Here is a 15,381-nt window from a genome sequence, read left to right on the forward strand (position 1 = left end):
ATCCCTCCTAGAATTGCTCAATAAATCTTTTGTCATTATCAAATAGTAATCTAATATCATCTAGTCCGTACTTAACCATGGCAATTCTATCAACTCCAAGACCAAAGGCAAAACCAGTATATTTTTCACTATCTATTCCACAATTTTCAAGTACATTTGGATGAACCATTCCTCCACCCAAAAGTTCCATTGACCAACCAGTATTTGAACAAGCAGGACAGCCCTTGCCGCCACAAATTGGACAAGTTACGTCAACTTCAAGAGATGGTTCTGTAAATGGAAAATGGTGAGGACGATAACGCATTTTCATTTGGTCACCAAACATTTCTTTTATAAAAGTCTCAAGTGTAGCTTTTAAATTTGCAAGTGATACATTTTCATCAACAACCAAACATTCTAATTGGTGAAACATTGGTGAGTGAGTTGCATCAACTTCATCATTTCTAAAAACTCTTCCAGCTGAAACCATTTTTATTGGAAGTTTTCCTTCATTCATTACACGGATTTGCATGCTTGATGTGTGAGGACGAAGAAGTGTATTTTCATTTATATAAAAAGTATCAGAAAGAGATCTTGATGGGTGATTTTTTGGTGAATTTAAATCATCAAAAACATTTTTTACAGTATCAATTTCTGGTCCTTCTACAACGTCAAATCCCATATTTTGGAAAATTTCTTCAAGTTCTGCCATAGTTTGATTTATAACTGAAAAATGTCCACTAGAATAAAGGTCAAAATTTGCAGTTACATCAATTTTTTCTTCTTTTATTTTTTTATCTAAAAGAATTTTTTTGATTTCTTCTTTTCTCTCTTCAAGTTTATTTTCAACTTCGTTTGAAGTTTGGTTTATAAGTTTTCCTGCCATTGGCTTTTCTTCATTTGGCAATTTTGAAATATTTTTCTTTAATGAAGTTATTTCACCTTTTTTACCAAGATATTTAACTCTTAATTCGTCAAGAGATTTTAAGTCTTCACTTTTTTCTACGGCCAATGTGGCTTCTTTAACCAAGGACTCTAATTTTTCTTTCATTTTTTCTCCTTTAATTTTTGGTACAAAAAAACTGCCCTATAAAAGGACAGACTTATCTGCGGTACCACCTAATTTGATTTTAATAATCCACTCGAAAATTATAACGCATTACCGTATCAACTACTTTATTCGTATCAAAGCTAGGCGGTGAATTACTATACCGTTACAAGATGGCCTCTCATCATCTACCACTTGCTTTACTTGAATAGCATAGCTTTTATCCGCTTTGGCTAAAATTATTCATCAATATTGATGCAGCTATTGCTGCATTTAATGATTCGATTTTTCCATCCATTTTTATGGATACAAAATCATTTGATAAATCTTTTAAAGATTTGCTGATTCCATTAGCCTCGTTTCCTATAGCTAATATTATTTTATCACAAGATTTATAATGATCTACAGATTTCCCATTCATATCAGCCAAAATTAATTTGTAATCTTTAAAATTTTTCAAATCATCTATATCTAATTCTAAAAAATTTAACCTAAAAATAGATCCCATGCTGGCTCTTATAGTTTTTTCATTGTATAAATCTACACAATTGTTTACTAAAATTATATCCTTAAAGGAAAAAGCTTCAGCACTTCTTATAATTGTGCCAAGATTTCCCGGATCTTGCATATGATCTAAAAGTAAAATTTTATCAGAAGAAATTTCTTTTTCTTTTTTTATTTTAAGTAAGGCTGAAACGCCTTCAGGATTTTCAAGCAAAGATAGCTTATCAAATAATTTATTTGAAAAAACTATCTTTTTGAAATCAGTCTTATAATCTTTCATATCCTCATTTACAAAAACAAATTCGCATTCAAAATCTTCTGGGATTTGTTCTACTATCTTTATTGATTCAACTATGAAAGAATTAAACTTTTTCCTGTATTTCTTCTTTTTTAATTTATTTAAATACTTATATTTTTCGTTAGATTCTGATTTTATAATCATTAAGCTGCTTGGTTAGCAATCTCTACTAATTTTGTAAATTCTTCTGGATTTGATACAGCAATTTCAGCAAGCATTTTTCTGTTTATATCAATGTTTGCTTTTTTAAGATTTCCCATTAATTTTGAGTAGCTTGTTCCATTTGCTCTTGCTGCTGCATTTATTCTTGCAATCCATAATTTTCTGAAATCTCTTTTTCTTCTTTTTCTTCCAATATATGCATATTGTAAAGATTTCATTACTGCTTGGTTTGCAGTTTTGAAAAGTAATGATTTAGAACCGTAGTAACCTTTAGCTTGTTTAAGAACTTTTTTATGTCTTTTTTTTGCGTTTAACGCTCTTTTAACTCTTGCCATTATTTCCTCCTATTAGATATTTAATAATCTTTTGATGTTTTTAGCATCACCTTTTGCAGCTATTGTTGATTTTCTTAATCTTCTTTTTCTTGCTGGTGTTTTCTTAGCTGTAAGGTGTCCCTTGTATGCCTTATGTCTTTTTATTTTTCCACTGCCTGTAACTTTAAATCTTTTTGCAGCTGCTCTTTTTGTTTTAATTTTGTTTTTAGCCATATTTTCCTCCTAATTTTCTTCTGTATTTGGTGAGATGAATAATACAAGTGATCTTCCTTCCATAGCTGGTTTCTTATCAACTTGTGCACAATCTCCAACAAATTCCATAAATTTATCTAATAAATCATAGCCTAAATTTTTATGACCCAATTCTCTACCTTTAAATCTTACAGAAACTTTAACTTTGTCGCCATTGTTTAAAAATTTCTTTGTTTGATTAGCCTTAGTTGATAAATCATGATCTTCAATGTTTAAGCTAAATCTTGTTTCTTTTGTTTGAGTTGTTTTTTGTTTTTTCTTATTTTCTTTAGCTTTTTTTTCTTGGTCGTATTTGAACTTCCCATAATCCATAATTCTTGCAACTGGTGGCTTAGCATTTGGTGACATTAATACTAGATCCAAATGTTTGTCATAAGCTCTATCCAAAGCTTCATTTTTTGATACAACTCCAATTTGTGATCCATCTTCGTCTATAAGTCTAAGCTTATTGTCTCTAATTTCGTCATTAATTTTTAACTCTTTTATAATGTTACCTCCAAAATATTCGCATAAAAAAATGGGCACTCAAAGTACCCATTAAAATACAAAATATAATTAGAAAAATTCTAATATAGAGATTGTAACCTGAAAACTTATGTCGGCAGGTGAGTAGTGGGTACTTCTTAACTCTCTTTTGTTATGATACATGAATTTCTAATTTTTGTCAAATTTTTATTTTCGATTTTTTAATCTCTTTCATTTAATATTCTTGCCATCTCTACACCAGATGCTGATGCTTGAGAAAGTGAATGTGTTACACCCGATCCATCTCCAAGAACAAATAAATTTTCCTTGCTTGTTTCGAATTTATCATTAACTTCTACAACTGAATTATAAAATTTAACTTCTATTCCATATAAAAGTGTATCATCATTTGCCATTCCTGGTGCAATTTTATCAAGAGCATAAATCATTTCGATTATATCGTCTAGTTGTCTTTTTGGCATTACTAATGACAAATCTCCAGCAGTTGCGTTTAAGGTTGGTCTTAAGAAAGATTTTTTCATTCTTCTTTCTGATGATCTTCTTCCCTTTACAAGATCTCCAAATCTTTGCATCAAAACTCCACCACCAAGCATATTTGAAACTCTTGCTATTGATTCACCGTATTCATTTGAATCTTTGAATGGTTCTGTAAATTTATTTGTAACTAAAAGTGCAAAATTTGTATTTTCTGTTTGTAATTCTGGGTTTGCATATGAATGTCCGTTTACTGTCATAATTCCATTTGTATTTTCTGTTACAACTTCACCGTATGGATTCATACAAAATGTTCTTACAAGGTCATTATATTGTTTTGTTTGATAAACAATTTTTGCCTCATAAACTTTATCAGTTATGTGCTTGAAAACTTCTGCAGGAACTTCTACACGAACTCCTATATCCACCCTATTTTTTTTCATTTCTACATCAAATTCTTGGCAAGTTTCTGAAATCCATTTTGAACCAGATCTTCCTGCAGCAAGAACAAGATATTTACATTTTATTGTTTCATTCTTGTCGGTTTTTACAAAATAATATCCGTCTTCAAAATCTACACTTATAACTTTTGTCATAAATTCAAAATCTATAGTATCTTTTACATAATCGTAGATTTTTTGTAAAATTTCTCTATTTCTTTCTGTACCAAAGTGACGAACTTTTGCTGTTAACAAGTGAAGATCATTTCTTAAACATTCTCTTTTAAGTCCAGTATTTTCTGTAGAATAAAGTTTAGCATCCCCCTTGTCAAAACTCATCAAAACAGAATCCACATATTCCATTAATTCCAAGGCCTTCTTTTCGCCAATATAATTATGTAAATCTCCACCAAAATTTGTTGTTATATTATATTTTCCATCAGATAAGGTTCCAGCTCCACCAAATCCATACATTATATTACAAGGTTTGCATCCAATACAAGAATCAACTTTTCCTTCTGAAATAGGACATTTTCTAGCTTGAACTTTTCTCCCTTCATCTATTACACAAACTTTTTTATCTGAATTTAATTTAGTAAATTCGTAGGCCATAAAAGATCCACTAGCGCCACTGCCTACTACTACAACATCATATTCTCTCATAACATTCCTTTCTTTATTTCACATACATAATCATTATAGCATTTTAAATAATAAAAATGAAATAAATTTTATTTTTATATACTTTTATCTTAAAATTTAATATAATAAAATTACAAAATAAAAAGGAGGTCTAAAATGAAAGAAAATAAAAAAAATCTTCTTGTCTCTGGATTTATTTTTGTCCTATCAATTATAATTGCTACAATCTTTTACGACAGATTGCCAGAAAGAATTCCAATTTCTTATGATTTAAATTCAAACGCTAATTTTTATGCTAACAAAACCAAGGCGCTTTTATTTGTTATTATTTTTATGATTTTAATTTATATAGCACTTTTTCTAATAATTAGCCTTGATCCAAAATCTGATAAGCACGATCAAAATTACAAACATATATTTTTATTATTTATTCCTGTTTTAAATTTTTTAATCGTTACTTTAACAGTTTGGAAAACTTTTAACGATAATATCGATGTGGGAAGAATTTTATTGGTACTATTTTCAATTTTAGTCGCCCTTAGTGGAATATTTATGCCGAAGATAAAAAGAAATTATACTATGGGTTTTAGAACTTCTTGGGCTATGGAAGATGATTTTGTTTGGAAAAAAACTCAAAAATTTGCAGGCATTTTCTTTTTTCTTAGCGGAATTTTTTCAATAATGGCCCTAACAATTTCATTTGATTTTGGATTTTACTCCTTTATTGGGTCCTTGTTGATTTCTTCCTTACTAACTTTTATATATTCATATCTTATTTATAGGAAAAAATCCAAATAAATTTATGGGTTCTTTGCAAGAATTTTATTAATATCTATTTATTTTCTTGCAAGGAACCTTTTCTTGTTTTTTACTTTAATTTGATATATAATTAGTAAAATTATAAATTAAAATGGAAAAGAATTAAGAAAGTGAGAAAAAATGAGTAAAGAATTTTCAATAACTGGCAACAAAGCTATCCTTAATTTGTCAGAGCAATTTTTTAATGATGTAAATGAACTTTTAAATAGTGAGTCTTTTCTTGATTTGACAAAATCATTTATAAATTATCACAAAAAAGATTCAACAAGAGTTTATGCTTATATAGAACAATTTTTTATAAATTCTTCAGTAGACTCCCTTGCAAGAGAGCTTGTAGATATTTTAAAACTTCTTACAGTTATGAATATTGATGAGATTTCTTCGAAAATTAATAAATACCACAATTTAAATAAGGAAAAAGATGGTGTATTAAAAATTGTTGAAGAATTTTATAATTACTGGAGAAATCTTGAAAGATATTCAATCATCGAACAAAAAGAAGATTCTAGAGGAGTTGGAGTTGTAAATTTTGTTGAAATAAATGAAAAATTAAAAAACATGATTCTTCAAGCCTATAGAAGAATCGAGATGAACGTTTTGGGTGAATGGCCAAAAGTTTACAGGCAAGTCCCAGCAGCTGCCGATGCATCAATTATGATTAGAAAATTTGACAAAAAATATCCAGAAATTTACCAAAGTTTAAATGATATACCTTTTATAACCCAAGTTATGATCGAAACACCATACATAACCTACACAAAATCAAATAAAAGAGATGGGATTTTTGAAGAAGTTTATGAAAACCCGATTTTAGATTCTAATATAAATTCCCCTCACTTTTTTTGCTATCCTGCAAAAGTCGGAGATAATTTAATTTACATTTATTTTCACAGAGATTTACTAACCCACGGAGTTTCCGCATCAAACCTTTTTGAGCTAGCAGATGTAAAAGAAATTGAAAATAAAAAACCAGATGCTATTTATATTTACGGACCAAAAGATAAGGGCAAAAGAAAAAATTCTTTTTATTATGATAAAGAAAATAAATTATACGTTGGATACGTTGCCTACTCCGATAAAGTTGATTACTTTGGATATTTGAAAAAAATGGTCCTTACTTTAAATAATGTAATAAACATTAAAAAAGGATATTTACCAATCCACGGCGCTGGACTTTCTGTAGTTTTACAAAATAATAAAACAGTAAATATAGTAATTCTCGGCGACAGTGGAGCAGGAAAAAGTGAATCAATAGAGGCTTTCAGGACTCTAGCCAAAGATTATATAAAAGAAATGACCATAGTCTTTGACGATATGGGTTCATTTAGAATAAAAAATGGAAAAGTTTATGCCTATGGAACAGAAATTGGCGCTTTTGTAAGGCTAGATGACCTTGATGCAGGCTACGCCTTTAAACAAATTGACAGGTCAATTTTCATGAACCCAGATAAAATAAATTCAAGATTAATAATGCCAGTTGCAAGTTTTGATGAAATAAATTTAGGATACCAAGTAGACTTTTTCCTATATGCTGACAATTATTCAGCGGTTCTTGATGGATGTGACTCAATTGAAATTTTTGATAAAAAAGAAGAAGCTTTAAGAGTTTTCAAAAGAGGAGCAAGACTTGCCAAAGGAACAACAACAGAAACAGGCCTAGTCCAAACATATTTTGCAAATCCATTCGGACCAGTCCAAAAAAGAAAAGAATGTGATAAGCTATTAGATAAATATTTTGACAACTTATTTGAAAATAATATAAAAGTAGGAACAATAAAAACCCAATTAGGCATAAGCCACATGGAATTCGAAGGCCCAAGATCCGCAGCCATAGAGCTTTTTGAATTGATTAAAAATATGTAAAAAAATATATGAAAAAATCAAAACTACAAACTTTTATTTTATAGTTAAAAAGCACTTATAAGTCTCAAATGCCGACTAGCCCTATTGAGGATGCAAAATATTCTATCAATTACTATCAATCCAATAACTTCTTAAGACCATTTTTATTTACTGACTTACTCGAAAATTTTAACAGTATTCCTTTATACTTATTGGTTTATAAAGTAATCTTATTTTAATTAATTTTATATATTTTTTGTCCTCTATATTTGGGTACAAATTTTATATAACACAAATATTTCACTCGAAGTGTTAAAATTATTTTTATCTAATTTAACCTCCTTATTATAATTGTGCGTATGGTTAGCACAATTATAATAAGGAGGTTTTTTGTGCTTGAAGCTAAAGCTTAATTTTTCCACCTGCATAGCAGTTGGTTGGTTTTTTGTTTCGTTCTCTTTAGTTCGCTCAACTCACTTAAGTAAACACAAAAAAATGCAAGATGAAATTTACACCTTGCATTTAATACCCAAAATCCTGGAAGGTTTTTGGAAGGAAACTAGGTTAATTTTAATGATTTTAAATCATTTAGTACCATCTAAAACGTGTATTTTTAAGGATTTCCCTTTCAAGTAATCTTGTATCTTTATTTCCATTAGTAATAAAAAATGAAGTTTGTGAAATAACAAATTTCATCATTCCAAAATCAAATATAATAGCTTGATCAATATTATAAACTTCATTTTTATCTTCATTGTTATAATCAATCGTAATAATATCTATTACTATCTTTATACCTACAACTTGCTTATTGATTTCTTTTTATAGAGTTCTTGTTTCATAGAAGAAGAATCAAACTAATTATTTTTTAATATTTAAGCATCATAGTCTGCAAACTCTTCCGCTCCAAAATATGGTACTAATTTATAATGATTTTCTATTTCTATTTTTATATTTCCATAACTTATATTATAATCTTTCCAATCATCAGCACATATATTTACTATTGAATTGCCTTAACCTTTTTCAAGATATCTAAATCCTTGTCTTAAATAATTAATTCCATTAATTACCCACTTTAGATAAAATTAATTTTCTTTGATTTTGTATTATTTGAATTTTTTAAACTATAAAAGATTTATTTTTATATTATCTTAATTAAATTAAGTGTTCCTAATAATAACAACATTTGGAATAAACTATTATATTTTATAAATTTACTTATTCTGATATACCCATCATCATATTATAGTGTTCAATATGCCCTGTTTTATCAAAAACATCCCTAAAGATCCTTTTAAAAATATCGCTTATATCAACAGAATGCATGTCTATATGCAAATCATCAAAAATAGTGTGAGAACCATCATTTATCCAATGCAAAAGTGATTCACAAACAATTTTTTCTTCTTCAGTTTTAAACTTTGATATTATGTAGTCATCTTGCTTTTTACCAATTATTTTAAAATAGTTTTCAATAATTCTTCTCATAGTGTTTTGCATAGAAACAGCAGAAATATCTTTATCTTCTCTAAGCTCTTTCCATAATAATTCATATGTAGATGAAATCGGATTAACCATGTCATAACTTTGAATTTTTGATATACCATTATTTTTTCTTACAATCCAAAAATTAACATCTTTATCTTCCTTTATTCTTCCATTTATAAATGATGCTTCTTTGTGAAAATAAACATTATGAGTGAATATAAATAATTGTTCCACATCAGACTTACCATTTTTTATTTCAATTACTAACTCTTTGACCATAGCACTAACCAAATATAGTATATTGCTATCTAAACTACTTATAGGGTCGTCCAAAATAATTATTTTCTTTTCATTAACAAATTCTTTATTAGTGGAGCCCTTAGTCAATTGCATAAAATACAAAAAAGTAATAAAAGTCGACTCTCCTTCACTTAAAGTATGATTAGCCTCTGTCCCATCATTTCTAATTATGCGATATCTATTTAATTGTTCGCCTTTTACTTCAGAGTATGGTTCAAGTTCAAAATTCGTAAATCCATAAGCTACTAAAGTCTTATTTATTTGATCTACTGCAGGTTGCACACTTGTTAAATTATTTGACTTCTCACTTATTTCTTTTTTGATTTTCCCAATTTCATCACACTTATTCGTAACGTTTTTTTTCATACCTATTAAAGCTTTATTGATTGCATTCATATTTTTCTCATATCGCTTTATCAAATTTTCTGAATCATAAATGCAATAGCACCAAACATCATCAACTAGCTTTTTATATTCTTTATTGTATTTATTTACTAAATTATTATTATTTTCAATCTTAGCATTGAAACTAAATAACAAATTGTTAATCTCATTAAATGATTTTACTAGTTCAGAAAAGGAAATTTTATTTTCTGGAGCCTTAATCTTATTTTCTATTTTATTATTAGCACTTTCTATTTGTGCTTCTATTTTACCTATTAATGCATTATATGTATTCACATTTAATTCAGCAATATTGCAAGATTCTGTCATTTCTAAATTATTACGGAGACCATTTAATATTGAATCTACTTCATTATATAATTCTTTCTTTTTCAATTTCATATAGTCTAATTTTTCTATATACTCATTGTTAAAGAAATAATTTAATTTTTTTCTAAAGATATCATCTATCGTATTCTGTTGACAAAATGGACACACAGAGCTGTTTTCTTCTATGTATTCTATACCTTTATGAACCCAAGATGAATTATCCAGTTTTTTAATCAGCTTAGCTATTTCTACATCATCACTACCAAAAATAACTTGATTCCAAATTGAATCTTCACTTATTTTTTTTACATTTTTTATTAAATTATCTGGTATTTCATATAAATTTTCAACACTAACTGGCTTTCTTTTGAATAGCACAGAGGATCTTTCTATCAGATTTTTCCTTTCATTTAATTCTCCATTAGGATTTTTGATACGCCTTTGTAATTCTTCAATAAATTTATTTTTATTTCCTCTAAAACCTTCAAAAGCATTACTAAAATCATTTTCATTACGTTTAAGAATTTGTATCCATGCATCTTCCTTAAAATTTTTTTCTAATTCTTCTTTTTTATAATTTTTCTTTTCAATAGATTCTTTGGTTTTATTATATTTTTCTTCTTTTTTTCTTAAATCCTCTTTAAGCTTTTTAATAGCTTCGATATCTTCTATTGAGTCTTCTCCTAATGTAAATACACCTGGAATTCCTACTTCATTTTTAAAATTATTTTGTCGAAATTGACGATTGTAGACATATATTGGGGTTTTATTATTAGATTCCCATTTTATCTGACAAAATTTATATCTATCTGAATCTATTCCATAAGTCCTTAAATACTCACTAATGGTAGTCTTCCCACTACCATTAGCTCCGTAAATAAAATTTATTTTTTTACAATTACTTATATTAGCTCCCAAATCATTATAAGGAGTACAAGATTTTATACAAATTTCGTTAATCATTTTTCACTTCCCATTACACACTTCAAACTTATATCAAATTCTTCCATCCTATATTCCCTATTAAAGAATGGTAATCCTATAATCCTATACTTATTATCATCCACATAAGTTTTTGTAGGTATGCCCCTTTCTTCAATTTTTAGTAGAAAATCTTCTTTCCACTTATCATTTTCTTCTCCGATTAAATGACTTCCCTTTGGTTCAATATAAATTTGTTCTTGCAAATATCCGTTTGTTCCTTTCTTTTGTAAGAACAATAAAAAGTCTGGCTCAAATCTTTTGCCTGTGTCAAATTCATAAATAGCCAAGGCCGGAATTCTTTCATTTCTTACTAAATAAATCTCATCGTATTTATTTTTTAGATCTTTTACTATCCCTTTAAAATATTTTACAAAAGCTTTTTCTTCACCTGTTCCATAATTATCATTATAGATATACCATGGCTCGTATGACAAATCCAAAACATCTTCATTTGCAATCATGGATTGAGACACTCCTACTCCATCACCATGTGGATTAGATATATATTTTTTTTTATCTTTTAAAACCTCGTAAATCCTCTTAGCGTAGAATTCCTTTGTCCCTTCATACTCAGTCTCTATTTTTTGTAGATATAATGATATTTCTTTAAGTATTTTCATTGTTCCATCATAAAGATCTTTAGCTTGCAATTTTTCATATGGACTTTCTATTTGCAACATTATATTTCCTAAATAACTATTAGATTGTAAAAATTCTTTCTTCGATTTTAAGTTAGGAAAATATGATTTAAGTGTATTGAATTTTAAGATCTCATAATTTGACATTGCACCTTCAAGAATATTTAAAGGTATATTTTTAAATTCATATCGAAAAGTATTGGTCATCCCATTAGCCTTTACTTTTTCTTCATCAAATAATCTATATATAAAAGAACTGCCTGTTGATACTTTATGCTGATATAATCCATTTCGTATTTTTTTATCTATTCCTGTAACCGACTTTCTTGACTTTTCAACTTTCCTATTTGAAAATACATAGGCTTCTCTGAAAAAATTTGTTTGTTTAAATTCATCTTTCAATATATAATTTATTTTTATCGGAGCATCTGCTAATAAACCCGTCTGTTTTAGAGCATACCTTAACTCTCCAATATATCGTGAATCTTGCATTGAATGATATAAAAGTGTTTCTAATATCCTATTTTGATTACTTAAATCATAATCATATTTACGCTTATTTCTTGGCTGATCATCTTCAATTTTAAATGGACAATACCTGGCTCCACGACCTATTAGTTGAGCTTCACTAATAGTTGTTTTTCCTGGCTTTCCATTTTTTCCATCTCGTGTTTCATACAATCTTACAATATCAAAAAGATTTAATACATCCCAACCCTCATTTAGCATATCAACTGTAAAGATTATTCTATATGGATTATCTTTTGCTTCAAGAGAATTTACAGCAACCTGTTTTTCCTTTTCTTCAGATTCACTCTTAGAATTTAATATTATAGAATTTTCCGTTGAAAACCCTAATTTTATATCAGATACAAGAGCATTCAAACTTTGATCTTTTTTAAGAAAATATCCTATTGCGTTTGTTAAATATTCATTTTCAGAATCCTTATATTTTAGAATTTCTTCAGCCTTGAGATTATTTAATTTCTGGTAAAATTCATCATAAAATGCTTTTGACTCTTTAATGGTTTTTGATTTTAATAAAACAACCGGCTTTATATTTTGACCATTGTCTCCAAACAAATGTCTCCTATATTCACTTATTACAAGAGCAAGCAGGGTCCTCGTCCACCTATCATAATCACCTTGCATATTATTAAAATCTTTGGTGTATCCGCTCTCTCTAAACTTAGATAAAGTATAATCGTATACGATTTTATCCAAATATTTTTTCTCAACATTAGGATCTTTCAAGTCAGCAGTTGCTGTAAATTCTAACAAGACATTATCTCTATTTGCTCTGAATATTCTTTCAATTGTATATTCCCAGCTTTTGGTATTTTCTTCTAAGTTTATTTTCTCAGTCTTTGTAAGTCCCTTAGTAACAGTATTTATATGGTGGGATTCATCTGATATTAAAACAATCTTATCATCCTCAAAATCATCAATAGTAGGAGAATTCTCCTTTGGAAAATTCATGTCCATGTGAAGTTTTTGTGTGGAAGTAAAACAAATATTTATAGCATTTTTATCATAAAAGGCAAAATTATTCACTTCTTTTACTTGAACTTGATCTCCCATCAATTCAATATTATCAGCAAAAAGATACTTTATTGAAGATTGATTAAGGAAATTTTCTTTAGTCTTTTCGATAATATTATTCTGATTTACAAAAAATAAAAACTTTCTATATCCCTTAGTATATAAATATAGAATAAGTCCTGCCATGATAACAGTCTTACCAGAACCAGTTGCCATGTGAAATAAGTTATGGATTTGTTTATTTTTAATCAAATCACTTTCAACATATGTTATAAAATACCTAAAAGCGTTGTCTTGGTAATCACGCAAAATGATATTAGGATTTAAGTTTGACTCAATATAGGAAGGCAATTCTTTCAATGCTCCTATTTTTTTAATAACGTCTAACTCTTGGTACAAATATTGGTCATTCATAATATCACTCCTTGCCATAGAAGCTTCTGGTAAATGCCTTGTTAGCCTCACTCACCTTATAATCTTCATCATCAATATCTGATAAATTTACATAAAGCTGGTTTTTATTTAAAAGCTCCATAACAAGATTCTTTTGCTCATCAAGGCTAAGCTTATCAAAATCATCTTCATTTTCTTTTAAATCACCAGGAATAACAGAAGGAATCAGTTTTCCATTATCAATGGCCTTATTTAGAATTTCTTTAATGGCATCTGAGTTCTTGGCATCTTCTAATTTATTAACAATATTTTCATTATCTTCTAATAGTTCACAATAAACAAAGGAACCACCACCTTGCCAGTTTACATCTTCTTTATTTGATATTCCCGTTGAATCTCCATTTATTACATTATTCAATCTTTTTACTGCTTTATCTTCAATATAATCCATCTGTTCAATACCTATATATCTTCTATTCATTTTATGAGCAACTGCAGCTGTTGTTCCAGAACCTAAATGATAATCAATAACAATATCACCTGGTAATGTTGTCATTTTAATTATTCTATATATAAGTTTTTCAGGTTTTTTCCCATTATTTAATTGCACACCACCTTCACGTGCAATAGCTCCTGTCGTTTTAATGTCCTGCCAAAAATCACCTGGGTTTTTGTATATGTTTGTATCAGCAAATATTACTCTCAGTCTAGGCTGATCAGTATTTCTATTAAAGTCTGTAATATAAAAAAATAGAACTCCCTGAGATGATAATTCCGATCCTATATCTTGATTTGGAATGTTTTTTGCATTCATCACAACTTTTTTTAAACTTGAAGATCCTGCGGTTTTTATAATCCTGTAGCTATTCTCAAATAACCAATTCTTCTCATCTTCAAAACTTCTAAAAGTATATTCCTTTAGTTTTTCACTTAATGATTTTATTTTTACTTGATTTAATATTTCATTAGCTAATTCTCTATCTTTTTCATTATTAACATCTTTTTCTTCTAATATCCTTATAGTATCACGATCATTTTTTGTAAAATTTTCTAAAAAAATATTATTTTCGTTATCCCATTCCTCACTTTCATACTTATCTATTTCATAAAAACCATCAAAATTTGCTTTTTTATAGAATAATAGATATTCTTTCAATTTTGGAAATCTCTTTGAAGCGTGTGACATTTTTACACCCGTGGCTTCGCTCATTTTTACTGATATATTATTTATAAAATTCATCTCTCCAAATATTTCATCCATGAGCACTTTTAAGTATGCTTGTTCATTATCATCACATTGAACAAAAATTATACCATCATTTCTTAAAAGACTATAAGCAATAGCAAGTCTGTTCTTCATAAATGTTAACCAACTGGCGCGATTAAAGGAATCGTTGTATAAGAAAGAGTCTGATTTTGTGTTATAAGGTGGATCTATATAAATTAACTTAACTTTCCCTTCGTATCTTGATAGAAGAGAAGATAAAGCAAGCAAATTATTTCCCTTAATAATTAAATTATCATCATCCCTAAACTCTATATTCTCTTTAACACCATCTTTAGTATATCGCTTAGCATTTCCTAAAACTTTTGGAGCTAGAAGTCTATTTACCTGGTCTGGTGCAAGAGTTTCATTATAAAAAATTTCATCTCTTTTTTGATTTTCTTTGGTTTGTCCACCTTCAAGGATACAGTCTTTGTAAGGCCATACCAAAAAAACATCTTGTTTCTGACTAATTAGATTATTGTTAGAATCTACAAGTCCTATCTTATTTTTATACATAGTATATGAATCCGGAAGAAACTCTTTTGATTCTAGTACCCAGACAAATTTATTTTTATCAAATACATATATATCATCAACTTTTGTAAAAAAAGCTTCTTTCAATAAATCGTTATTTAGCAAGGCCTTTAATAATTTCTCATCATTAGCCCTTGCTACATCTGATACCTTTGTCTTAATAATTTGATTAGCTTCTCCAACAAAACGCTCGTCAAAACTCAAAACTTTTTGTAACTCATCTAAAAATTTCATAAC

General features: G+C 28.2%; 11 protein-coding genes. 2 read left to right on the forward strand and 9 right to left on the reverse strand.

Translation table 11 applies throughout. The annotated features are described in order from the left end of the window. Positions 1-7: 7 nt before the first annotated feature. From pheS to L6653_RS04975, 6 genes are all read right to left on the reverse strand, one after another. Complete coding sequence (gene pheS, locus L6653_RS04950; protein ID WP_236785771.1) at positions 8-1,030, reverse strand: phenylalanine--tRNA ligase subunit alpha; 1,023 nt, start codon at positions 1,028-1,030, stop codon at positions 8-10. A 217-nt stretch (positions 1,031-1,247) separates the two neighbouring features. Beyond that, on the reverse strand, positions 1,248-1,973 hold the full coding sequence (locus tag L6653_RS04955) for a TrmH family RNA methyltransferase (RefSeq protein ID WP_236785772.1): 726 nt from the start codon (positions 1,971-1,973) through the stop codon (positions 1,248-1,250). Beyond that, positions 1,973-2,326, reverse strand: coding sequence for a 50S ribosomal protein L20 (rplT, locus tag L6653_RS04960; RefSeq protein ID WP_004815624.1), 354 nt, complete (start codon positions 2,324-2,326; stop codon positions 1,973-1,975). The genes L6653_RS04955 and rplT overlap by 1 nt, the downstream gene beginning before the upstream one ends. 12 nt (positions 2,327-2,338) lie before the next feature. Then, positions 2,339-2,539, reverse strand: coding sequence for a 50S ribosomal protein L35 (rpmI, locus tag L6653_RS04965; protein ID WP_004815623.1), 201 nt, complete (start codon positions 2,537-2,539; stop codon positions 2,339-2,341). 9 nt (positions 2,540-2,548) lie between these two features. Next, entirely contained in the window at positions 2,549-3,103 is a 555-nt protein-coding gene (gene infC, locus L6653_RS04970) for a translation initiation factor IF-3 (protein ID WP_236785773.1), read from the reverse strand. 161 nt (positions 3,104-3,264) lie between these two features. Further along, positions 3,265-4,641 (reverse strand): NAD(P)/FAD-dependent oxidoreductase, encoded by a 1,377-nt coding sequence (locus L6653_RS04975; RefSeq protein WP_236785774.1) that lies wholly within the window; start codon positions 4,639-4,641, stop codon positions 3,265-3,267. A 135-nt stretch (positions 4,642-4,776) separates the two neighbouring features. On the opposite strand from L6653_RS04975, the gene L6653_RS04980 reads away from it, so the two are divergent. Continuing rightward, positions 4,777-5,418: an SdpI family protein gene (locus tag L6653_RS04980; RefSeq protein ID WP_236785775.1), complete on the forward strand. Its 642-nt coding sequence runs from the start codon at positions 4,777-4,779 to the stop codon at positions 5,416-5,418. 141 nt (positions 5,419-5,559) lie between these two features. After that, positions 5,560-7,302, forward strand: a complete 1,743-nt coding sequence (locus tag L6653_RS04985) for a phosphoenolpyruvate carboxykinase (RefSeq protein WP_236785776.1) — start codon at positions 5,560-5,562, stop codon at positions 7,300-7,302. 1,200 nt (positions 7,303-8,502) lie between these two features. Here the strand turns inward: L6653_RS04985 and L6653_RS04990 are convergent. Genes L6653_RS04990 through L6653_RS05000 form a run of 3 tightly spaced genes read right to left on the reverse strand, consistent with a single transcriptional unit; the run spans position 8,503 to position 15,378 of the window. Beyond that, a complete protein-coding gene (locus tag L6653_RS04990; protein WP_236785777.1) occupies positions 8,503-10,749 on the reverse strand; it encodes an AAA family ATPase in 2,247 nt (748 codons plus the stop codon). Further along, positions 10,746-13,382 (reverse strand): DEAD/DEAH box helicase family protein, encoded by a 2,637-nt coding sequence (locus L6653_RS04995; RefSeq protein WP_236785778.1) that lies wholly within the window; start codon positions 13,380-13,382, stop codon positions 10,746-10,748. The genes L6653_RS04990 and L6653_RS04995 overlap by 4 nt, the downstream gene beginning before the upstream one ends. Further along, positions 13,369-15,378, reverse strand: a complete 2,010-nt coding sequence (locus tag L6653_RS05000) for a DNA methyltransferase (RefSeq protein ID WP_236785779.1) — start codon at positions 15,376-15,378, stop codon at positions 13,369-13,371. Before L6653_RS05000 ends, L6653_RS04995 begins: the two co-directional genes overlap by 14 nt. Positions 15,379-15,381: the final 3 nt, after the last annotated feature.

This window comes from Anaerococcus ihuae (assembly GCF_928368155.1).
Classification (GTDB): domain Bacteria; phylum Bacillota; class Clostridia; order Tissierellales; family Peptoniphilaceae; genus Anaerococcus; species Anaerococcus ihuae.